The following is a 21538-nucleotide window of genomic DNA, read 5'->3' as shown; positions in this document are numbered from 1 at the left end:
CGACTCCCAGGCCTGTGTGACCTGGGCAGGTGTGCGGATCGCGGATGTCGCCGACGAGGAGTTCAGGCGCCGGTTGGTTGTCGCTGACAACCATGCCGAGGTCTTCGCCGGTACGGCGCGGGAGATCGTCGCGGGACGTCTCGAGCCTGACGACGACCGGATCCGTACTGCGCTGCGCACCGCCGTGGCCGAGGACGTCGTAGAGGCGCTGCCCGGCGGTCTGGACGGGGTGATCGCCGCCGGCGGAAGTGACCTTTCCGGTGGCCAGCGGCAACGTCTCCAACTCGCACGGGCGGTGTACGCCGCCCCCGATGTCCTGCTGGCCATCGATCCGACCTCGGCGGTCGACGCCACCACCGAAGCGGCCATGATCGACCGGCTTCGCGAAGCCCGGCGCGACATGACCACGGTCGTCACGGCGTCGTCGCCACTTGTGCTCGATCGCGCTGACGAGGTCGTCCTCCTGGTCGACGGTCACGCCGCATCGGTCGGCACGCACGCGGACCTTCTGCGCCGCGACTCGGCTTACCGCGAGCTGGTCACTCGCACTCAAAACGATGGCGAGCAGGTGGACGATGAGTAGACAGCTGCCGGTTGCAGGGCCGGCCGAGGTCCGTGCTGCCGCCGTACGAGATCTGCGCGCGGACCGCAGTGCGGTCGCTGGGCTCATCTTCGTCAACGGGCTCGCCTCGGCGGCGGGGCTGGTCGGTCCGTGGCTGCTGGGTCGAATCATCGACACGATCCAAACCAGGTCCGGCTCCGGTGACGTGCTCAGCACGGTGGACCGGCTGGCATTCGGCGCGCTGGTGTTCACCGTCGTACAAACAGTCTTGACGTGGTGGGCTCTCAAGATCGGGTACCGGTTCGGTGAACGGACCGCCGCACGCGTTCGGGAACGGTTCCTGCAGCGGACGCTCACACTGCCAGCGCGAAGCGCGGACCAACTTCCTACCGGCGACCTCATCGCCCGCGGCAGTACCGATGCTTCGCGGGTGGCCCTGACCCTGCGATCGGCCGTGCCCGAGGTTCTCGTGGCTATCGTCCACGCCTTGTTCCTCATCGTCGCGGTGCTGGTTCTGGACCTGCGGCTGGGGCTTTGCGGGCTGGTATGCCTGATCGGCGTCGGAGCGGCTGTGCGCTGGTATCTGCGGCGCGCGAGGCCGGCCTATCTGGCAGTCGCCGCAGCTGGTGCGGAGCTGGCCGACGTTGTCGCCAGCACCGCGAAAGGCGCGCGTACGGTCCAGTTGCTCGGGTTGGAGGACCGACGGACCGAGGCTACGGAAACCGCCATCGCTCGAGCCAGGTCTGCGTTCCTAGGGGCCTTGTGGCTGCGAACGGTGCTGTTTCCGTGGTCGGAAGTCTCGTTGGGCCTGCCGGTCGCCGGAGTACTTCTTGTCGGCGGCGGTCTCTATCTGAATGGCTCGGTCAGCCTCGGAGTCGTGGTGACCGCCACGGTGTATCTGCGCCAACTCGTCGGTCCGCTCGACACACTCATGCTCTGGATCGAACAGCTCCAAGGCGCCGGGGCGTCGTACGCTCGCGTCGAAGGACTGGCCGACGTACCAGCTGAGGAAACCGAGCCCGACGTTGCCGCGGGCCCCACCGGCGACCGGATCCAGGTCGAGAACGCGTACTACAGCTACACAGGTGCTCGCGACGTCCTGCGCGACATCAATCTCCTCGTGCAGCCGGGAGAACGGCTGGCCATCGTCGGCACCTCTGGTGCGGGGAAGTCGACGCTGGCCCGCCTCCTGGCCGGCCTCGACCGTCCTCACACCGGCTCGGTGACCATCGGCGGTACGCCGGTCGCCGACCTCCCGCCCGACCACCTGCGGGAGCACGTCGTACTCATCACCCAAGATCACCACGTCTTCCACGACACTGTGCGCGACAACCTGCTCATCGCCCGCCCGAACGCCACCGACCAGGAACTGCACGCGGCACTGGACGCGGTCGGAGCCCCGTGGCTGGCCGACCTACCGCACGGACTGGACACCGAACTCGGCACCGACTTCACCCTCGACGGCGCCGGCGCCCAGCAACTCTCGCTGGCACGAGTCGTCCTAGCCGATCCCCACACGTTGATCCTGGACGAGGCGACCGCCCAACTCGACCCCAGAACAGCACGACGCACAGAACAATCGCTGGCAGCGGTACTACGTGGCCGCACGGTGATCGCCATCGCCCACCGCCTCCAAACAGCCCACGACGCCGACAGAATCGCCGTAATGGAAGCAGGCAAACTCGTCGAACTCGGCACCCACACCGAACTGGTCACCGCGGGCCACACCTACGGCAAACTCTGGCACTCCTGGCACGGAGGCCCGTCGAACCCAGAACCCACCTGAGCACTTCCCCGCAGTTAGCCGAGCGGCAACGGGGAAGTGGAGTGGGTCGGTTCACCGAACGACTGCGAGCCCGTCGACCGGCGCCCCCGGGCTGCTGCCGCCGTTGAGCGGCGACGGGGGAGTGGGGTGGGAAGGACCGGACGACGGGGAGTCCGTCGGTTGGCGCACCCGGGCTGCTACCGCCGTCGAGCGGCGACGGGGTGAGTGGGAGGCACCAGACGACTGCGAGTCCGTCGGCTGGGCCCCTGAAGTGCTGTCGCGCGTTCGAGCGGCGCCGGAAGAGTCGCGACGTGGCGTGGGTGGGAGCTGACATGCAGGAGGCCGCGTGGGGATCTGGTCGTCGGGCGACGGCGAGGCACTGGCCAGAGCACTGGGCTACTACCGCCTTCGAGCGGCGACGGAGGAGCCGCGATCCGGGGTGGGGGAGCTGGTGGAGGAGGGGAAGCAGGTTCGCCGGATGAAGGCGAGGTCGCTCGGCCGGAGCGTTCGGGGTGCCCACGTAGTTCGAGCGGCGACGGAGGAGCCGTGACTTGGGGTGGGCGGGAGCGGGCGACGGAGGAGGCTGCGTGGGGGCTTTTCCTCGCAGTACAAGAGAAGACCCCGGCTGGAACTCCAGCCGGGGTCTTCGTGGTGCTACGTCAGTGCTTGGTGATTTGTTCGCGTGCTGTCTCGTCGTCGATCTCGACGGTGCCGGTGAGGCCGGGGACCTCGTCGGCGTGGCCGAGTTCCTCGTGGTCGTCGTGGCCGTGACCGTGGGCGTGCGCTTCGGCGATGTCTTCGGCGGTCGGCTTCTGGACCGAGTCGGCGAAGTAGAAGCGGGAGAGCCTGGCGCGCACCTTGTTCAGCGCTCGCTTCGGGGCCCGTACGCCGTTCTCGTCGGTCTCGGGGCCGATGTCGAGCGGCAGGATCCGGTCGCGGGCCGTGAGCTCGTACGCCTCGTACGTCGAGATCGGGGTGTGCTTCTCGATGTACTCACCGTGCGGCAGCCGCATGATGATGCCCGACTCGAGCCCGTGCAGGAGCCGCTCGTTGTCGGAGCGCTGCAGCGAGATCGCGATCCGCCGGGTGGCCCAGAAGGCGAACACCGGGCCGAGGAAGATCATCACCCGCAGGAACCAGGTCACGTTGTTCAGCGAGACACCGAAGTGGGTCGCGATCAGGTCGTTGCCGCCACCGATCCACAGCAGGCCGTAGAAGGTGATGAAGGCGGCGCCGATACCGGTCCGGGTCGGCATGTTGCGCGGCCGGTCCAGCAGGTGGTGTTCGCGCTTGTCGCCGGTGATCCACTGCTCGATGAACGGATACAGGGCGACCAGGGTGACGAACGCGGGCGGGATGAGCAGCGCCGGTATCAGCAGGTTCCAGCTGAGCGTGACGCCCCAGAAATGCGACTCGAATCCCGGCATCAGGCGCACGGAGCCCTCCAGCCAGCCCATGTACCAGTCGGGCTGGGAGCCCGCGGTGACCTCGGCCGGGTTGTACGGACCGTAGAGCCACACCGGGTTGATCTGGAGCAACGCGCCCATCAGCGCGGTGACGCCGAAGACGACGAAGAAGAAGCCGCCGGCCTTGGCCATGTACACCGGCATCAGCGGGTAGCCGACGACGTTCTTCTCGGTCCGGCCGGGGCCGGGGTACTGCGTGTGCTTGTGGTAGACGACCAGGAAGAGGTGCGCCGTCACGAGCGCCAGGATCAGGCCCGGGATGAGCAGGACGTGGATGGTGAAGAACCGGGAGACGAACTCGTTGCCCGGGAACTCGCCACCGAAGATGAAGAAACTCAGGTACGTGCCGATCACCGGCGACGCCTGGATCATGCCCTGGGTGATGCGCAGACCCGTTCCGGAGAGCAGGTCGTCGGGGAGGCCGTAGCCGATGAAGCCCTCGATGATGCCGAGGAACAGCATCGTGAAGCCGATCACCCAGTTCAGCTCACGCGGCTTGCGGAACGCGCCGGTGAAGAAGATGCGCAGCAGGTGGACCATCATCGAGGCGACGAACAGTACGGCCGCCCAGTGGTGGATCTGCCGCATCAGCAGACCGCCGCGGACGTCGAAGGTGATGTCCAGCGTGGAGGCGTAGGCCTCGGACATGTGCAGGCCCTTGAGCAGGCTGTACGAGCCCTGGTACTCGACCTCGCCCATCGACGGCTTGAACCACAGGGTCAGGAAGATGCCGGTCAGGATCAGGATGATGAAGCTGTAGAGCGCGATCTCACCGAGCATGAACGACCAGTGGTCGGGGAAGACCTTCCGCAGGTTCTTCTTGCCGATCTTGCCGATGCCGAGACGGTCATCGATCCACTTGACCGGTGGTGGGAAGTCTTTCGTCGTGGACACTGTCGTCACCCTCGTTCCCAGAAGCTCGGGCCAACCGGCTCGGTGAAGCCGCTCTGCGCGACCAGGTAGCCCTCCGCGTCCACTGCCAACGGTAGCTGAGGCAGCGGGCGGGCGGCAGGGCCGAAGACGACCTTGGCCCCGTCGGCCAGGTCGAAGGTCGACTGGTGGCACGGGCAGAGCACGTGGTGGGTCTGCTGCTCGTACAGCGAGATCGGGCAGCCGACGTGGGTGCAGATCTTGGAGTAGCACAGGATCCCGTCGACGCCCCAGTTCTCCCGGCCCGCGGGGACCCGGATCTCGTTCGGGGCGATCCGCACCACGATCACCGAGGCCTTCGCCTTGGCGTTCTGGTACTCGACCGCGCTCTCCTCCTGCATCGGCGCCAGGTTCGCGGGCGCCGCGTTGACCAGCTGGCCGACGATCAGGTCGGACGGCTTGATCGGGCGCAGGGTGACGTCGTTGACGACGCGGATGCCCTTGGCCCAGATCGTGTTGTAGAGGCTGCGGCCGGGCAGCGGACCGAGGTCACGCAGCAGCACGATGGCCGGCAGGCCGAGCAGGCCCATCGCGCCGATCAGCGACCGGCGGATCAGCTTGCGGCGGGTGAAGCCGGACTCGGCGGTGCCCAGCTGGAAGGCCTCGATGATCTCGGCCTTCTGGGCCGGCGAGGAGTGCGCGTCGTGCCGCTCCTCGGAGATCTCGGTGTCGACCATCAGCTTCTTGGCCCACTGGATCGCACCGGCGCCGATCATGAACAGCGCGAGGCCGAGGCACAGGCCGATGACCAGGTTGTTCGCGTTTCCGGACAGCGGCCCGAACTGGAGCGTGGAGTCGCGCGGAATCGCGAAGTACGCGACGCACGAACCCAGCGCCAGCAGGCCGGCCAGACTGAACAGCGTCGCGACCTGGCGCTCGACCCGGTCGGCGGCCTTCGGGTCGATATCGGTGATCCGCGGCTCGTGCGGCTCGATGCCCGGATCCGGGATCGGCTCCGCCACCACCACACTGCTGTCGTGCTCACCAGGTACTACGGGGAGCTTCTCGTCGGTCACTCTGCCTTCACTCCCTTGGCCTTGACGCCCTTGGCGCCGATCCAGACCGCCACGCAGACGAGCAGGCCGATACCGACCAGCCAGCCCCACAGACCCTCCGAGACCGGGCCGAGCCGGCCGAGGCCGAAGCCACCGGGGTCCTTCTGCTGCTGCAACGCGTTCAGGTACGCGATCACGTCACGCTTGTCCTCCGGCCGCAGGACCTGGTCGGAGAAGACCGGCATCTGCTGCGGACCGGTCAGCATCGCTTCGTAGATGTGCTTGGGGTCGACGTTCATCAGCGACGGCGCGTACTTGCCGCCGGGCAGCGCACCGCCGCGGCCGGCGAAGTTGTGGCACGCCGTGCAGTTGGTGCGGAACAGCTCGCCACCGCGGGTGATCTGCTCGTCGGTCGCCTTGCTGATGTCGTACGACTCCTCGGCCGGTACCGCCGGGCCGGGGGCCAGTGACGCGACGTACGCCGCCAGTGCCTCGATCTCCGCGGGCGTGTACGCCGGGGTCTTGCGCGGGATCTGGGCGCCGGGCTGCATCGCCGGCATCCGGCCGGTGCCGACCTGGAAGTCGACCGCGGCCGCGCCGACTCCGATCAGGGACGGGCCGGCCTGCTTGCCTTCGCCGTTGCCACCGCCCTCGGCGTTCAGGCCGTGGCAACTGGCACAGCCGACCGCGAAGAGCTTCTTGCCCTCTTCGATCTGCTGGGACTGGGCCGAGTTGTCCGCCACCGCGTTGTCAGGGGCGAACGCGGCGTACGCGGAGCCCACCGCCAGGAGGCCGAACAGGAGCACGACGAGGCCGGCTGACCGGTGCCGTCGTCGCGCGGAGAGGAAGCGCGCCGGTGACAAGGAAAGTCTCTTCTCACTCATTTGAGCAGGTAGATGGTCGCGAACAGGGCGATCCAGACCACGTCGACGAAGTGCCAGTAGTACGACACGACGATCGCGGAGACGGCCTGTTCGTGGGTGAACTTGCGTGCCATGTACGTCCTGGCGAGGACGAACACGAAAGCGATGAGACCGCCGGTCACGTGCAGACCGTGGAACCCGGTGGTCAGGTAGAAGACCGATCCGTACGGCGACGACGCGATCGTCACGCCCTCGTGGACCAGCTTGGCGTACTCCGTCACCTGGCCCGCGATGAACACCGCGCCCATCAGGTAGGTGAGGATGAACCACTCACGCATACCCCAGGAGCGGATGTTCGCCAGGGCGCCGGTGCGTCCGACCTTGCCGTGCTCGGCGGCGAAGACGCCGGCCTGGCAGGTGAACGACGACGCGACCAGGATGAACGTGTTCACCGAGGCGAACGGCACGTTCAGCATCGCGGTCGACGCTTCCCACAGGGACTCGGTCCCCGCTGCCGCCGCGGCGGTCGTCACGGACCGGATCGTGAAGTAGGCCGCGAACAGGGCGGCGAAGAACATCAGTTCGCTCGAGAGCCAGACGATCGTGCCGACACTGACCATGCTGGGACGGTCATGGTGTCCGTGTTCACGGGACGCTGGGAGCGCGGTTGCAGTGGCCACGGCGTCATTATGTCGGTCCGGGGATCCGACAGCACGCCCACCCCCATGCATGTCGGTCACAACATCTTTCTACTGTGGAACCGTGCTTCCCCTCCATGCCGGACCAGGCGACCAGATCGCGCCGTTCACGCCGTCGCGACTGCTGACGGCGTGGACCTTCGAGCCGGTGTTACTCGCAGTGATCATCGTTGTCGGCGGCCTCTACCTGTACGGCGTACGCCGCCTTCGCGCGCGGGGCGACAAGTGGCCGGTGAGCCGCACTCTCGCCTTCGTCGGACTCGGCCTCGGCAGTGCCGTGATCGCCACCCAGTCCGCTCTGGGCACCTACGACACGGTCCTGATCAGCGTTCACATGGCCCAGCACATGATCCTGTCGATGCTCACTCCGTTGGCGATGGCGCTCGGGGCACCCGTGACGCTTGCCCTCCGCACCCTTCCCGCCAACCCGCGGAAATGGTTGCTCTCCGTATTGCATTCCCGGTTGGCGAAGGTGCTCTGCTTCCCGCTGATCGGCTTCACGCTCTTCGTTCTGAGCCCCTGGGTGCTCTATTTCAGCGGCTGGTACGACGCGACGCTGCGCTCGGCCGTGCTGCACGATCTTCTGCACTTCCACTTCATTGTGGTCGGATCGTTGTTCTTCTGGCCGCTGCTCGGCCTCGATCCGGTCCCCGGCCGGGTGATCTACCCGTTCCGGTTGATGCTCACGTTCCTGACGCTGCCGTTCCACGCGTTCCTCGGCATCACGATCATGTCGGCGAACAAGCTGATCGCGGAGGACTGGTACACCAGCTTCGGCCGGAGCTGGCCGCCGTCACCTCTGCGTGACCAGTACATCGCGGGCGGTCTTCTGTGGGGCTCCGGCGACATCGTCGGAATCGTCTTCTTCGCGGTCCTTTTCGTCCAGTGGGTGAAGCAGTCGCAGCGCGAAGCCAAGCGCGAGGACCGCCGGCTGGACCGGTTGGAGGAACAGGCGCGCAGGGCCGAGCAGGGTCCCCGGTAGCATTCGCCGTGTTGGTTTCACGTCCACTCGTCACAGACACACAGCTTGGGATGAATCGATGAGCTCAGAGCGTCCGCTGAAGGTGCTGGTCTACAGCGACGACCGTACGACGCGGGAGTCCGTCCGGCTGGCGTTGGGCAAGCGGCCCGCGGCCGATCTGCCCGAGCTCGAGTACCTCGAGTGCGCCACCGAGCCCGCGGTGATCAAGGCCATGGACGCCGGCGGCGTCGACCTGGCGATCCTGGACGGCGAGGCCGTTCCCGCCGGTGGGATGGGGATCGCCCGTCAGCTGAAGGACGAGATCTTCCGGTGCCCGCCGGTGCTCGTCCTGATCGGCCGCCCGCAGGACGCGTGGCTGGCGACCTGGTCGCGCGCCGAGGCGGCCGTGGCGCACCCGATCGACCCGATCAAGCTGGCCGAGGCGGCCGCGGAGCTGCTCCGGGCGCGCGCCGCCAAGCTCCCCGCGACGACCTGACCCGCCGGCGATGACTGCCGGTACTACGGCACGCTCGTACACCTGGCCGCAGGTACTCAATCCGCTGCTGCGTCACGAGGATCTCGACGCGTCGGCGACCGCCTGGGCGATGGAGCAGATCCTGTCCGGCGCGGCCTCTCCGGCGCAGCTGGCCGGATTCGTGATCGCCTTGCGGTCCAAGGGCGAGACCGTCGTTGAGGTCGAGGGCCTGGTGGCGACCATGCGCGACTTCGCCACCCGGATCGACGTACCGGGCCGGACGCTGGACGTCGTCGGTACCGGTGGTGACCAAGCGCACACTGTGAACATTTCCACGATGTCCGCGATCGTCGCGGCCGGCGCGGGCGCGAAGGTACTGAAGCACGGCAACCGGGCTGCTTCCTCGGCCTGCGGCGCGGCCGACGTACTGGAAGAGCTCGGGATTCCGCTGGACCTGACCGCGTCCCAGGTGGCCGCTGTGGGGGAGTTGGCCGGGATCACGTTCTGCTTCGCGCCGGCGTTCCACCCCGCCTTGCGGCATGCCGCCGTACCGCGTCGTGAGCTGGGCGTGCCGACGACGTTCAACTTCCTTGGCCCGTTGGCGAATCCGGGCAACCCTTCGGCGCAGGCCGTGGGGGTCGGGGATTCGCGAATCGCGGGTCTGATGGCCGGCGTACTGGCTCGGCGGGGGATCGACGCGCTGGTGTTCCACGGTGACGACGGGCTCGACGAGCTGACCACGATGACGACGTCGCAGGTGTGGACGGTCGGACGTGGTGTGGTGGAAGGGCCCGAGGCGCTGGACCCGCGGGAGCTGGGGATCGAGCCGGTCCCCGCCGGGGCGTTGAAGGGTGCCGACGCGACGTACAACGCGAAGGTGGTCCGGGCGCTGCTCGACGGTGAACGCGGAGCCGTGCGCGACGTCGTACTGCTCAATGCCGGTGCCGCGCTGGCTGCGCACGACGGCAGCACCGGGCCGTTGGTTTCCCGGATCCGCGCCGGGATGGACCGGGCGATCGAGTCGATCGACTCCGGTGCGGCGAAGGCGCTGCTGGATCGGTGGATCGCCGCTTGCGCCGAGGTGCGCTGAGGTTTCTCTTGAGAACAGCCGCCCGCGTCCCTTGAGGGAGCGGGCGGCTGTTCTGCTTCTCAGCCGTTGATCTTGATCTGGGCGACGCGGCTTCGCCAGACCGGCAACCATTGCGGGGTCGAGCCGGCGATGTCGCCGATCGAGACGGCCGCCGTACCGTCACCGCGGTCGATCACCGCGATCAGGATGACGGAGTACGTCTCCTTCAGCTTCGGCACCTTCACCGGAATCCGGGCGGTGATCTCGTGGCCGGGGTGGCCGGCGACGGTGATCGGGCGGTGGGTGACGGCGTACGGCTTGGTGTTGGCGTCGTACAACCGGGTCAGTGCCATGCCGCCGGCCGACTGGGCCGCGGCTTTGAGGCCGGCCGGAGTGTTGCTGTACGGGACGTCCTTGGGGAGTTGGCCGAAGGACACGAAGTTGCCCCAGGTGCCCTTGCCGTCGTACTTGGCGTGCACGGTCAGCCAGGTGGCGGCGCCGCCGAGCATCCCGCTGCGGTCGAAGTTGTCGCTCCACTGCGAACTCATCAGCGGCATCGTGTCGTTGTTGAAGGCAACAATATTGGAGCCGACCACCTTGCCGACCGGCGGCGGCGTCGGCGACGGGCTGGCCGACGGATTCACCGTCTTCAACGGCGTCTGCTTCGCCGACGGCACCGCGACGGGCGTGACGGCGTCGGCCTTGCTCCAGATCCAGTTCACGCTCCAGAGGGCGGTCAGCAGCGCGACCACCACCAGCAACGCCGCCCCGACCAACCGAGGCGTCCGCGTCGAATCCGGCCCACCAGTTGGCTTCCGTCGACGCCCAACCACGCCGTACTCTTCATCGGCCTCGACGCCCGCTTGCACCCCGTACTGCGGTTGCGGAGCACCTTGCGCCCCAGCCCAGTACTGCGGCTGCCCACCACCCTGCGGCCCAGGCCCGTACTGCGGCTGCCCGTACTGCGCCGGCCCGCCACCCTGCTGCATCGGCCCGCGTGGCGGCTGGCCGCCACCCTGTTGTGTCGGTGCGTGCGGCGCTTGGCCGCCACCCTGTTGTGTCGGTCCGTGCGGCGGCTGGCCGCCACCCTGTTGTGTCGGTGCATGCGGCGGCTGCCAGCCCTGCTGGTGCCCAGGCCCGTACTGCGGCGGGCCGCCTTGCGGTCCAAATCCCTGCACCGGCTGCCCGCCACCTTGCGGCCCCGGCCAGTACTGCGGCTGCGGACCACCTTGTGGCGGCAGTTGTTGCCCTGGTCCACCTTGCGGCGGGCGTCCTTGCGCAGGTCCACCTTGCGCAGGTCCATCTTGTGCCGGGCGTCCTTGCGCAGGTCCACCTTGTGCCGGGCGTCCTTGCGTAGACCCACCTTGTGGCGGGTGTCCTTGCGCAGCAGGAAACTGCGGCTGCTGCCCGCGCAGCTGATCCGGGCGTGGCTGCGGCCGACCTACCTGGTGCTGCGGTTGTCCAACCGGCGCTTGTGGCTGCTGCCCAGGGACTGCCTGAGTCGGTCGGGCCTGCGGTTGATCAGCGGACATGGAAGGCGGCGGAGGAGGCGGCGCCGGCGCGCGCGACTGCCCGCCCAACGGATCACCCACCGACGCGCCGCCCGACAACGCATCCGACGACAACGCATCCGCCAAACTCGAACCCACCGACGGCCCCGACAGCGCATCCGACGACGACGGAGGCCGCGAACTCACCAGGCGATCCGGCGGGGGAGCGGGAGACCGCGGACTCGCCAGGGCATCCGACGGGGGAGCGGAAGACCGCGGACTCGCCAGGGAATCCGGCGGGGGAGCGGGGTACCGCGGACTCGCCAGGGGATCCGAGGACCGTGGGGCTGACGACGGAGTCGACGACAGCGGGTCGGGTGTCGGACGTGGCGAGACAGCGTCAGCGGGCGGTGTGCCTTGGGGTGTGCGGGGGTCACCCGCAGGTGGGTTGGTGGGGAATCGGGGGTCGGGGAGGGCTTGCTCCTGGTGGGGGTTGGGAGGGCCGGGCGGCGTGGCGGGGCGCGGGGGTGCGCTGTGCCTCGCCGGAGGGCGCTGGGGCGGTTGCGGGGTCTCGTTCTCAGCCAACGTTGATTCCCTTGTAGACCTGGCTCTCGGCCGTCCTCAGGTCCGGCCGGTTCGTGGGGATGTCGCTGATGTACGCGACTGCGGTTCCGTCACCGAGGTCGAAGACGGCGACCGTCAGCGTCAGCACCTTCGCGGTGATCTTCGGCGAGTTCACCGTGACCGACTGCTGGTAGTACCAGCCGGGCTTGCCCGTCCGCTTCACCGGTCCGTTCCGCAGCGGCTTGAACGTCACCGGGATGTCGCCGTACATCGAACTCTGGATCTGGAACGACAAATCCGAAGCGGTCGCCTGCGTGTTCCCGTTGAACAGGGTCGCCGTACCGAGCGCGCCGACGAAGACGTCGGCGTACCAGTCGTTCTTGCCGTCAAAGTTCTCTTGCAGCAGCACGTACTGGCCGCTGGAGTTGAGCAGTTGCGGTACCAGCCGCTTGCGGTCCGACCACGGCGGCCTGAGCCGCGGGAACGAGATCGCGTCCGACGCGATCCGCGAACCCTCGTGCAGCTTGGGGTTCTTGGACTGACCGGGAGAAATGCTGCTCTGCGGTCCGGTCGGCTGGCTCGTCGGCTGCGACGTGGGCGCCGAGGTCGGCGCGGAGGTCGGCGCCGACGTCGGATCCGAGGTACCGCTGGTCGGCCCGGTCGACACCGGAGCGGTCGGCGACGTGCTCGGGTCGGCGGTGTTGTCGTTGCGATCCTTCAAGATGAAGAACACCGCCGCCACGACGATGAGTACCAACCCCACCGCCGCCGCAATCACAATTGTCGTCTTGTTGCCCCCGGCACCCGACCCACCAGCACCACGAGACCCGCCGCCCTTACGCCCCGACCCCTTGTCCGCCTCGTCCCCGCCACTCCACTGCCCACCCCCACCTTGCTGCCAAGCAGTAGCCGTCTGAGTTGCCCCACCCTGCCACTGCCCGCCCCCCTGCAGAGCCACCTGCCCGCCCTGCCATTCGCCACCCTGCACACCGCTCTGCTCCCCAGCAGCCCCCTGCCACAAGCCACTCTGCCCGCTGTCGCCGGTGCCCCCAGCACCTTGCCCTGCAGCGTTGCTGCCCCAACCTCCAGCGCCACCTTGTACGCCGCCCTGCGCCGCATCGCCCTGTTCACCAGCAACCGGCTGCCACAGACCGAGCTTCCCGTCCTCGCCGCTCCCGCCACCACTCTCCGCAGCACCGCCGCCCCACGCGACGCCACCCTGTACGCCGCCCTGCGCGCCCCCACCCTGCCCGCCAGCAGCCCCCTGCCACAGCCCAGCCTGTCCGCCGTCGCCGGTGCCCCCAGCGCCCTGCCCCGCAGTGGTCGCCTGCCACAGCCCAGCCTGCCCGCCGTCGCCGGTGCCCCCAGCGCCCTGCCCCGCAGTGGTCGCCTGCCACAGCCCAGCCTGCCCGCCGTCGCCGGTGCCCCCAGCGCCCTGCTCGGCAGTGGTCGCCTGCCAGAGCCCAGCCTGCCCACCGTCGCCGGTGCTCCCAGCGCCTTGCTCGGCAGTGGTGGCCTGCCACGGGCCGGCTTGCCCGCCGTCGCCGGTGCCTTCAGCGCCCTGCCCCGCCGCAACGTTGCCCCAACCTCCGGTACCACTCTGCGTTGTGTCGCCTTGGGTTTCGGCGGCATCGCCGACTTGGTTGGTGTCTTTCGCTTGCCAGGTTGCGGTGCCGGCTTCTGCGTCGGTGCTCTGGTTGTTGCCCCAGGCCCCGGTGCCGCCAGCTGTCTCGTTGCCTTGTGCTTCGGCTTCCTGGCTTGTGGCGTTGGGCTGCCAGACTCCGGCAATCTGTGGGGTGTTGTTGTCGGAATCGCCTGCCTGAGCACCGGTTGTTTGCCACGGCGTACTGCCTGCTGTTTGCCAGCCGCCATTCGTGCTCTGCTGCGTGCCCGCGTTCCAGCCTTCGCCGGTGTTGACCTGAGTCGGTCGCACGGTCCAGCTCGTCGGTGCCCATTCCTGCGTCTGCGATTCCTGGTCACCGCCGCTCCGCGCCCACGAACCCGCAACCACGGTCGCCTGACCATCACCGTCACCATCGTCGTGGCCTGACGCGCTTCCGTCGCCGTTGCCCGCGGCGTCAGCAGGAGCCCCGGCGCCGCTGCCAGCTGTCGCGGCCACCTCACCTACGCCGTTCCCCCGAGCCTGGCTATCGCCTTTCGACTCGGAGTCGTCATCGGACGTACTGCGCACAGGTTCGGCCAGCTTGAGTTTCCACCGGCCCTCCGGCGCGTCCTCGCCCGCACTGTCAGAGGCTGCTGCTGCGCTGGCTGACGGTTTGGCGTTCGGATCGAACGGGCGGGCGGGCTGCTGAGTCCAATGGTTGGCGGGCACTGGCACTGGCGGCACCTGAGTCCAAGTCGCCTTCGCCTTCTCCGCCGCACTCACCTTCTCCGCAGCAGCCGCGGCAGCCGCAGCAGCCGCACTCTCACCAGAGCCAGCCTCATCCGAACTCGTCTGAGCCGTGGCCGATCCACCCGCGTTCCCGGCGATCGCCTCGCCTGCGCCGGCGGCTCCGCCTGAGATCGCCTGAAGTGGCTCAGGAGCAGAGCCGGACGTCGCCTGATCCGGGGTGACACCAGCGGCGGCGTTCGTCGTACTGTCCGGGGACGGGCCGTCTGAGCCGTCCGCGCCGGTTGAGGTGCTCGCGGAGGTGCTTGGCTTGCTCTCGGCGGCAGGTGATGCGGCGGGTGTTTCGGTGGGGACCTCGGTTTCGGTTTTGTTGGTCCACTGCGTCCCGTTCCACCAGCGGATGGTGTTGGCCTGTCCGGTGGGGTCCGGATACCAGCCCGCGGGAGGGTTGCTCATGGGTTCACCGTAACTTCAGCTCGTGTCAGGAAGGGGCGGATTTCCGGCCCTCAGACGCCGTCCTCCTGGCCCAGACTGAAGGCCGCCTCGAGGTCGTGGGTGGAGTAGGTGCGGAACGCGATGTGCGTCTCGGTGCTCAGGACGCCGGGCACCCGGTTCACGTGGTCGGGGATCACGGTCGCCAGGTCGTCGTGGTGGGCGACCCGGATCATCGCGATCAGGTCGAGCCCGCCGGTCACGGAGTACACCTCGCTGACGCCGTCGATCGCCGCCACCTGTTCGGCGACCTCGGGAATGCGTGCGACGTCGGCCTTGATGAACACGATCGCGGTGACCATGTCGTCCTCTCCTCGAACCCGGAACCCCGGAACCAGAACCTCGAAACCTGCCGCTGCAGCATAATGCGCCCCGCTCACCCAACCCCGATCGCGCCCGCTCAACCAACTCAGAGCGCGCCGCTCGATCAACCCCGATCGCGCCGCTCAACCAACCCCGATGTGCCGCTCGGCCGACCCAGTCGCGCTGCTCGGTGGAGCCGTACTGCGATGGGCGCTCAGCCGGCGCGGGTGGCTCCGAGGGGGCGCATGCGGCGGCGGCGTTCGCTCGGGTGGTGGTGGTCTTCGGAGTACGAGTTGTCGAGGCGGCTCACGTGCCGGCCGGCGCCGCTGATCGGGCAGGTCCAGGTGCCGTCCATCTCGACCAGGCGGATGTCGGGGGAGTCGAGCCAGCGCAGTACGAGCTCGATCTCCTCCGGTGAGGCGCTCGCCACCGGTCCGATTCCGGGCAGGACCGTCTCGGCCGAGGCGCGCAGCATCTCCAGGTACTTCCGGGGATCCGTCCCGCGCGGGCTGATCCCCGCCGCCGCCAGCCGCCCCCGGCGGATCACGTGCAACTCCCAGCCGCCGTCGTCCGTACGCCGGGCCGCGCAGATCTCCGCGCACCCCGTCAGAGACGACATCCGCTGCATCTTCGCGCTGCTCCGGACGAACGCGCTGAGCCGATCACGATGCACGGCCGCGTCCTCGAACCGCTCGTCGGCCGACAGTACGTCGATGCGGCGATCCAGCGCCTCGACGACGGGCGCCGGGTCGACGGTCAGCGCCGAGCGCAGCGCGGTGACGAATTCGCCGTACGAATCCGCTGAGATCCGCCCGTCGCAGGGCGCCACACACCGACCCATCTCGGCCAGCACACACGGCGAGACGGACGGCGTGCGCGACATCCGGACCGTGCACTGGCGGATCGGGAACGCCTCGTGCAGCGCCGCCATCGCCCGCTCGGCCGTCTTCCGCGAACTGAACGGCCCGAGATACCCGGCGTCGTCGTCGCGCACCTGCTTCACCAGCGACAGCCGCGGGAACGGCTCGACGGTCACCTTCAGCCAGTGCTGCCGCTCGGGGAACTTCGAGCGCCGGTTGTACCGCGGTTTGTGTTCCGCGATCAGCCGGAGCTCGCGGATCTCGGCCTCCAGCGCCGTCCCGCACTCGATGCCGCGGACCCCGGTGGCGATCCCGATCATCTCGCCGATCCTGGTGCGGGTCTCGGAGGCGGTGAAGTACGACCGGACGCGGGTGCGCAGGTCCTTCGACTTCCCGACGTACAGGACCTCGCCGCGGTCGTCGGTGAACAGGTAGACACCAGGTGCGTGCGGCAACGACTCGGCCAGATGCCGCTTCGCGCGGACCTGCGGCGCCACGCGGGCGGAGTACGTCTGCAGGTCTTCCAGGGTCTGTACGCCGAGGGAGCCGACCCGCTCGAACAAACCGTGCAGCACGTCGACGGTCGCCCGGGCGTCGGACAGGGCGCGGTGATTCGGCGTGGTGGTTGCCCGGAACAACTTCGCGAGCGTGCCGAGTTTGCAGTTCGGCGCCTCGTCGGGCGTGATCACCCGGCGGGCCAGCAAGGCGGTGTCGACGACGGCGAAGTCGGGCCAGTCATAGCCGTGGATCTGGCTGTCGTGCTTCAGGAAACCCATGTCGAACGGCGCGTTGTGAGCCACCATCACGCAGCCGCGGGCGAACTCCAGGAACGCGGGCAGCACCGAGTCGATCCGCGGCGACGAGGCAACCATCAGGTCGGTGATGCCGGTCAGTACGGCGATGAAGGGCGGGATCGGCTCGGCCGGATTCACCAGCGTCTGGAACTCCCCGAGCACCTCGCCGCCGCGAACCTTGACCGCGCCGATCTCGGTGATCCCCGAAGCGCCCGGCGCGCCACCGGTGGTCTCCAGGTCGACCACGCAGAAGGTGACGTCGCGCAACGGCGTACCGAGGTCGTCGAAACTCGGTTGCACACCACGGATCGGCATGACCGGCGCGGGCGCCGGGGCAGCGGCGTGATCCGGCGATGGGCTGCTCATGGCCAAGACGCTAGAAGGCCCCACCGACAATTCCCCAGGTGACACGCACGCGGACCGACTAGGCTCTCAGTATGCGTACACAAGCGATCACCGCGAATCCGGGCTTCCGGCCCGGGCGTTGTGGTCTGCGTCACTGGCGGAGCCAGGCAGCCGTTCCGGCCGGACTGCGGACCGGTGGCTGAGGCCGGCGCCGCCGCGAGCTCCGCTGCCACCACCTTGCCCGAACCGGTGCGGCAACGGGTTCTCACCCTCGCCGCCCAGGCTCTGGGTCAGCTGCCCGCGACCGACATCCCACCCCCGCTGCGGCGGTTCGCCAGTTTCGCGCCCGGCAAGCGCGCGAAGCTCTCGGCGTCCGTACTCGGCCCGATCCTCGACACCGACGAGCATTTCCGCCGGCTGATCGCGTTCGAGGTACGGCGTGAGCACCCCGAGCTGGGCGACCCGGTCGCCGAGGGAATCCCGGTGCCCGCGGCCGAGCCGGTGGAAGTCGCCGCGCTCGCGTACCTGCTTCGGCCGGTCGATTGGGAGCAGCGGGTCGCAGACGCCGCCCAGCTTCCGGCCGAGCAGCCGAAGCACGACGACGAGGCGGTGCACCGGCTCAGCGAGCAACTCGACCAGGCCCGGACCGAGACCCGGCAGGTGCGGGAACGTTTGCGCGAGCAGGTCACCGACCTCAAGGCCGAGAATGTCACGCTCCGCCGCAAGCTGAACGAGGCGCGCCAGCGGATCACCGGCCTGCAAGGCGAGCTCGAACTGCGCACCGTCGAGGCGAACACGGCCGACGAACGCGTCGACGCGGCCCGCGCCGAAGTCGACCGTGAGCTGCGCAAACTCCGGGCCCGCATCACCGAACTGGAGGCGGTCGAACACGCTGCCCGCCGTACTGCGGGACAAGAGCGCGAGCTCATCTCGACCAGGACGCGCCTGCTGCTGGACACCTTGGTCGAGGCCGCGGGAGGACTCCGTCGCGAACTGGCGCTGCCGCCCGGGGGAGACCTCCGCCCAGCTGACACCGTTGCCGGTGTGGAGCCGTCCGCCTCTCCGGTCGGCCGTTCCGCGCCGGAGGACGATCCGGCGCTCTTCGACGAGCTCCTGGCGCTTCCGCAGGTGCACCTGATCATCGACGGCTACAACGTCACCAAGACGGCCTGGCCGAACTCTCCGCTCCACTCCCAGCGGCAACGCCTCGTCACCGCGCTCGGGGCGCTGGTGGCGCAACGGCGGATCGAGGTCACGGTGGTGTTCGACGGCGCCGAACTCTCCGGACCCGTCCAGCTGACCCCACCCCGCGGCGTACGCGTCCGCTTCAGCCCCGCCGGCGTCATCGCCGACGAGGTCATCCGCCAGTTGGTCCGCGCAGAACCCCCAGGCCGCCCCGTCGTAGTCGTCTCCACCGACCGCGAAGTAGCCGACAGCACCATCACCATGGGCGCCCGAGCCCTCTCCGCCAAAACCCTCCTGAGCCGCATAACCCGCCCCTGACCCACCCAACACGCCAGTACGCCGCCCCCCGGTACGCCGGTCCGCCGCGCTCATCCGGCCTCGGGCTGCCCGGCGGCGTACCGACGGACAGGAGATCCGGCCGTACTGCGGCCCGCAAGGCGGCCGCTGAGCCTGGGCCGTAGCCAGTGGCGAGGGACACCTCCTGTCCGTCGGTACGCGCTTGTGGACAACGCTCGACGCCGATCGGCCGTCACCAGGCAAGGTTTGCCGATGGAGGCGGTGACGCAGGTACTCGCGCGAAACGGTGGGCTGGCAACCTTCGGCGAGTTGGTGGCGGGCAGTTCTCGTCGCGCGGTCGCCAAGGCGGTCAAGTTCGGCGTGATCGAGCGGGTTGCCCGCGGCATCTACGTGCGGTCCGGACTGTTCGCGGCTCAACGGGTCGCCATCGCCTACGACGGGGTCCTGTCGCACCTGAGCGCAGCGGAGTACTGGGGCCTCCCGCTCCTCACCCCACCAGAACTGCCGCACGTCACTGTCCCGCCCAACAGGCATTCACGCCCGGGCCCGCCGGCGGTCCTCCACTGGGCAGAGATCGATCCGGGCGATATCCCCGGCCGGACGACTTCAGTCACACGCACCGTCCTCGACTGCGCGCGGATCCTTCCGTTCGCCGAAGCACTGGCCGTGGCCGACGCCGCGCTCGCCAGAACGAGCATCCACCGTTCGGACCTGGTGGCGGCAGCGACACGAATGCGGGGCCCTGGAACTCCGAACGCTCGCCGAATCGCGGGCGTGGCGCACGCGTGGGCCGGCAGTTTCCTCGAGTCCGTCCTGCGGGCGGTGTTACTGGATGCCGGGATCGAGGGATTCGAGCCGCAGGTGGTTGTCGAGGCGGGTCCGTTCCGGGCCCGGGTCGATCTCGGTCACCGGCAGGCGCGGCTTGCGATCGAGGCTGATGGATACCAGTTCCATGGGGGCCGGAGTGAGTTCGCGGCTGACTGCCGGCGGTACGACGAACTGGTGGCGGCGGGCTGGCTGGTCCTCAGGTTCACCTACGAGCAGGTGCTGTCGAACCCGGACTGGGTCGTCGCCACGATCCGGCGCGCGCTGGCGCAGCGTCTGGCGGGGATGTGAGCGCTCCGTAGTACGAGGTGGCTTGGGCGTTGCGATCGGCCGATGTACCGACGGACAGGAGGTGTCACCCGTACGGCGGTGTGCTCGGGCTGGGCTGAGGCTGAAAACCCCGGATCGGCGCGGTAAATCCTTGGAGTTGCGCGCTACCTACTGTCCGTCGGTACGCCCATTTGGGGGAGGGGGCAACGGGTTGGGGCGGGAAAGTGTCGGAGGGGCCCTCTAGCGTCCTTTTCAGCCGGGTGCAAGTCCGGGTGCTTCCCCACTTTGGAGGACGTTGTGCTGATCGACTGCGACGCGTGTGTGATGAGAGGTCCGGGGTGCCGTGACTGCGTGGTCACGGTGCTGCTCGGGATGCCGCCCGAGCAGAGTTCGATCCGGGTGGACGACGAGGAGCTCGCCGCCCTCGGCGTGCTGGCCGAGTCCGGGCTGGTTCCGCCCCTGCGTTTGGTGCATGCCGTCAGTAGCGTCGAGCCAAACGCTGCTGCGGAAGGGGATCCGGCTGCCGACGCCGTCTGAGAGCTGCGCTGGAAGGGCTTTCCGGACGTTAAGTTTGGATCAAACCAGAGGGGCGAATTGCATCGGTCACGAATCGGTTACTACTGTTACCTCTCGTTGCCCCAGCGTGCCGGTTGACCAGACCGGCCGGGCAGCGACTAGCCGAGGTGTGACCCGCCGGGTCGTTCGGGAGTTACAGCGGTAGGACTCCCAGCGAGAACCAGGCGCGGTCGACGGGGACGGCGTCAGCACAGGAAGGGACCGACCAGGCTGTGTCCACCGGCCGCTTTAACCGCACCAGAGGTATTGCCCTCGCCGCCATCACCACCACCGCTGTAGCCGCTGGTGTGCTGTTCATTCAGGGAGCCGCGGACGCGGACCCGAAGCCGACTTTGGCGCAGGCGAAGGCCCAGGTAGCGGATCTGCAGGAGAAGGCCGAGGTCGCCGGTGAGGCGGCCAACGAGCTCCGCGGCAAGATCTCCGCGCAGCAGGCCAAGGTGAAGGCACTGCAGGCCGGGATCGCCAAGCAGCAGGTCCAGGTCGATGCGGTCAAGCGGCAGATCGGGTCCCTCGCGGTCGCCGGCTACCAGACGTCCGGGATGTCCACGACGGCGCAGTTGCTGCTGTCGACGAACCCCGACCAGTTCCTCAGCCAGGCCTCCACCGCGCAGGCGTTCGCCGGCCAGCAGAACTCGGCGCTCCGCAAGTTCCAGGACGCCCAGGGCAAGCTGTCCGACCTGCAGGCCAGCGAGCAGAGCGAGCTCGCCGCGCTGCAGGCCGTGAAGGCGCAGCAAGAAGGTCTGAAGAAGCAGCTCCAGGCGAACCTCGACGCCGCGGAGAAGGTGCTCGGCAAGCTCAGCGACGCCGATCGCGCCCGGATCCAGGCGGAGAACGAGAAGGAAGCCAACGACGCCCGCGCCAAGCGCCCGAGCCGCGACAAGGGCCGGATGGACGACAACCTGCCGAACGTGCCGGTCAGCGGCCGCGCCGGCATCGCCGTCCAGGCGGCGCTGGACCAACAGGGCGACAGCTACGTCTGGGGCGCCGACGGTCCGAGTTCGTTCGACTGCTCCGGCCTGACGATGTACGCCTGGGGCAAGGCCGGCGTCTCGCTGTCGCACTCCTCCGCGGCGCAGTACGGCGAGGGTCGCCGCGTCAGCCGGTCCAACCTGATGCCCGGTGACCTGGTCTTCTTCGGCAGCCCCATCCACCACGTCGGGATGTACATCGGCAACGGCAAGATGGTGCACGCACCCCGCCCGGGCAAGCCGGTCCAGATCAACGACGTCGACTACATGAGCGGCTACACCGGCGCGGTCCGCCCGGGCTGATCCGCACCTCTGACATGATCGTCGGCTCCGGGGCAGGTCCCCGGAGCCGAGTCATGTCACCGGCCGAGTGCTTCACTGTCCGGAACGGCAGATGATCCCTGGGACATTAGAGTGATGCCCCGGACGGGGGCA

The 21538-nt window shown here is 68.7% G+C and carries 18 protein-coding genes; 10 read left to right on the top strand and 8 right to left on the bottom strand.

What is annotated here, in order from left to right:
• The first annotated feature begins 16 nt into the window (after window positions 1-16).
• The 3 genes from EV138_RS37550 to EV138_RS02845 all read left to right on the top strand — a co-directional run bounded on the left by EV138_RS37550 (window position 17) and on the right by EV138_RS02845 (window position 2877).
• Window positions 17-583: an ATP-binding cassette domain-containing protein gene (locus EV138_RS37550; protein WP_202866602.1), complete on the top strand. Its 567-nt coding sequence runs from the start codon at window positions 17-19 to the stop codon at window positions 581-583.
• Window positions 576-2348 (top strand): ABC transporter ATP-binding protein, encoded by a 1773-nt coding sequence (locus EV138_RS02850; protein WP_133976896.1) that lies wholly within the window; start codon window positions 576-578, stop codon window positions 2346-2348. The genes EV138_RS37550 and EV138_RS02850 overlap by 8 nt, the downstream gene beginning before the upstream one ends.
• A gap of 325 nt (window positions 2349-2673) precedes the next feature.
• Window positions 2674-2877: a hypothetical protein gene (locus EV138_RS02845; RefSeq protein WP_133976895.1), complete on the top strand. Its 204-nt coding sequence runs from the start codon at window positions 2674-2676 to the stop codon at window positions 2875-2877.
• 109 nt (window positions 2878-2986) lie between these two features.
• On the opposite strand, the gene qcrB is transcribed toward EV138_RS02845, so the two are convergent.
• The 4 genes from qcrB to ctaE are packed head-to-tail and all read right to left on the bottom strand — an operon-like array spanning window position 2987 to window position 7312.
• The gene (qcrB, locus tag EV138_RS02840; protein ID WP_133976894.1) at window positions 2987-4696 is read right to left on the bottom strand and encodes a cytochrome bc1 complex cytochrome b subunit; all 1710 of its coding nucleotides are present in this window, start codon (window positions 4694-4696) and stop codon (window positions 2987-2989) included.
• Entirely contained in the window at window positions 4693-5691 is a 999-nt protein-coding gene (qcrA, locus tag EV138_RS02835) for a cytochrome bc1 complex Rieske iron-sulfur subunit (RefSeq protein ID WP_238158393.1), read from the bottom strand. The genes qcrB and qcrA overlap by 4 nt, the downstream gene beginning before the upstream one ends.
• 44 nt (window positions 5692-5735) lie before the next feature.
• Window positions 5736-6602, bottom strand: a complete 867-nt coding sequence (gene qcrC, locus EV138_RS02830) for a cytochrome bc1 complex diheme cytochrome c subunit (protein ID WP_112240295.1) — start codon at window positions 6600-6602, stop codon at window positions 5736-5738.
• Window positions 6599-7312, bottom strand: coding sequence for an aa3-type cytochrome oxidase subunit III (gene ctaE / locus EV138_RS02825; protein ID WP_202866847.1), 714 nt, complete (start codon window positions 7310-7312; stop codon window positions 6599-6601). Before ctaE ends, qcrC begins: the two co-directional genes overlap by 4 nt.
• Window positions 7313-7343: 31 nt before the next feature.
• On the opposite strand from ctaE, the gene EV138_RS02820 reads away from it, so the two are divergent.
• The 3 genes from EV138_RS02820 to trpD are packed head-to-tail and all read left to right on the top strand — an operon-like array spanning window position 7344 to window position 9805.
• A complete protein-coding gene (locus EV138_RS02820) occupies window positions 7344-8261 on the top strand; it encodes a cytochrome c oxidase assembly protein (RefSeq protein WP_133976892.1) in 918 nt (305 codons plus the stop codon).
• A 58-nt stretch (window positions 8262-8319) separates the two neighbouring features.
• On the top strand, window positions 8320-8736 hold the full coding sequence (locus EV138_RS02815) for an Rv3143 family two-component system response regulator (RefSeq protein WP_133976891.1): 417 nt from the start codon (window positions 8320-8322) through the stop codon (window positions 8734-8736).
• A gap of 10 nt (window positions 8737-8746) precedes the next feature.
• A complete protein-coding gene (gene trpD / locus EV138_RS02810) occupies window positions 8747-9805 on the top strand; it encodes an anthranilate phosphoribosyltransferase (RefSeq protein WP_133976890.1) in 1059 nt (352 codons plus the stop codon).
• Between the two features lie 59 nt (window positions 9806-9864).
• On the opposite strand, the gene EV138_RS37825 is transcribed toward trpD, so the two are convergent.
• From EV138_RS37825 to EV138_RS02790, 4 genes are all read right to left on the bottom strand, one after another.
• Window positions 9865-10962 (bottom strand): hypothetical protein, encoded by a 1098-nt coding sequence (locus EV138_RS37825; protein WP_238157924.1) that lies wholly within the window; start codon window positions 10960-10962, stop codon window positions 9865-9867.
• 889 nt (window positions 10963-11851) lie between these two features.
• Window positions 11852-14644, bottom strand: coding sequence for a DUF2510 domain-containing protein (locus EV138_RS02800; protein WP_133976889.1), 2793 nt, complete (start codon window positions 14642-14644; stop codon window positions 11852-11854).
• 50 nt (window positions 14645-14694) lie between these two features.
• Window positions 14695-14982 (bottom strand): Lrp/AsnC family transcriptional regulator, encoded by a 288-nt coding sequence (locus tag EV138_RS02795; RefSeq protein ID WP_133976888.1) that lies wholly within the window; start codon window positions 14980-14982, stop codon window positions 14695-14697.
• A 215-nt stretch (window positions 14983-15197) separates the two neighbouring features.
• Window positions 15198-17003, bottom strand: coding sequence for a DEDD exonuclease domain-containing protein (locus EV138_RS02790; RefSeq protein ID WP_133976887.1), 1806 nt, complete (start codon window positions 17001-17003; stop codon window positions 15198-15200).
• A gap of 174 nt (window positions 17004-17177) precedes the next feature.
• On the opposite strand from EV138_RS02790, the gene EV138_RS02785 reads away from it, so the two are divergent.
• The 4 genes from EV138_RS02785 to EV138_RS02770 all read left to right on the top strand — a co-directional run bounded on the left by EV138_RS02785 (window position 17178) and on the right by EV138_RS02770 (window position 21406).
• Window positions 17178-18485, top strand: coding sequence for an NYN domain-containing protein (locus EV138_RS02785; RefSeq protein WP_133976886.1), 1308 nt, complete (start codon window positions 17178-17180; stop codon window positions 18483-18485).
• A gap of 231 nt (window positions 18486-18716) precedes the next feature.
• Entirely contained in the window at window positions 18717-19580 is an 864-nt protein-coding gene (locus tag EV138_RS02780) for a type IV toxin-antitoxin system AbiEi family antitoxin domain-containing protein (RefSeq protein WP_133976885.1), read from the top strand.
• A 330-nt stretch (window positions 19581-19910) separates the two neighbouring features.
• Window positions 19911-20096 carry a hypothetical protein gene (locus EV138_RS02775; RefSeq protein WP_369410708.1) on the top strand — a complete coding sequence of 62 codons (186 nt, stop codon included), beginning with the start codon at window positions 19911-19913 and terminating at the stop codon, window positions 20094-20096.
• Between the two features lie 326 nt (window positions 20097-20422).
• Window positions 20423-21406: a C40 family peptidase gene (locus tag EV138_RS02770; RefSeq protein ID WP_238157923.1), complete on the top strand. Its 984-nt coding sequence runs from the start codon at window positions 20423-20425 to the stop codon at window positions 21404-21406.
• Window positions 21407-21538: the final 132 nt, after the last annotated feature.

It is taken from the genome of Kribbella voronezhensis (assembly GCF_004365175.1).
Lineage (GTDB): Bacteria > Actinomycetota > Actinomycetes > Propionibacteriales > Kribbellaceae > Kribbella > Kribbella voronezhensis.
Note: the sequence above shows the minus strand (reverse complement) of the source record. Positions and strands in the feature narration are given on the sequence as shown.

Coding starts and splice junctions, on each gene's coding strand:
- EV138_RS02815 (WP_133976891.1), top strand. CDS start 8,320: ATGAGCTCAGAGCGTCCGCTGAAGGTGCTGGTCTACAGCGACGACCGT.
- EV138_RS02790 (WP_133976887.1), bottom strand. CDS start 17,003: ATGAGCAGCCCATCGCCGGATCACGCCGCTGCCCCGGCGCCCGCGCCG.
- EV138_RS02780 (WP_133976885.1), top strand. CDS start 18,717: ATGGAGGCGGTGACGCAGGTACTCGCGCGAAACGGTGGGCTGGCAACC.
- EV138_RS02850 (WP_133976896.1), top strand. CDS start 576: ATGAGTAGACAGCTGCCGGTTGCAGGGCCGGCCGAGGTCCGTGCTGCC.
- EV138_RS02795 (WP_133976888.1), bottom strand. CDS start 14,982: ATGGTCACCGCGATCGTGTTCATCAAGGCCGACGTCGCACGCATTCCC.
- trpD (WP_133976890.1), top strand. CDS start 8,747: ATGACTGCCGGTACTACGGCACGCTCGTACACCTGGCCGCAGGTACTC.
- ctaE (WP_202866847.1), bottom strand. CDS start 7,312: ATGCATGGGGGTGGGCGTGCTGTCGGATCCCCGGACCGACATAATGAC.
- qcrC (WP_112240295.1), bottom strand. CDS start 6,602: ATGAGTGAGAAGAGACTTTCCTTGTCACCGGCGCGCTTCCTCTCCGCG.
- EV138_RS02800 (WP_133976889.1), bottom strand. CDS start 14,644: ATGAGCAACCCTCCCGCGGGCTGGTATCCGGACCCCACCGGACAGGCC.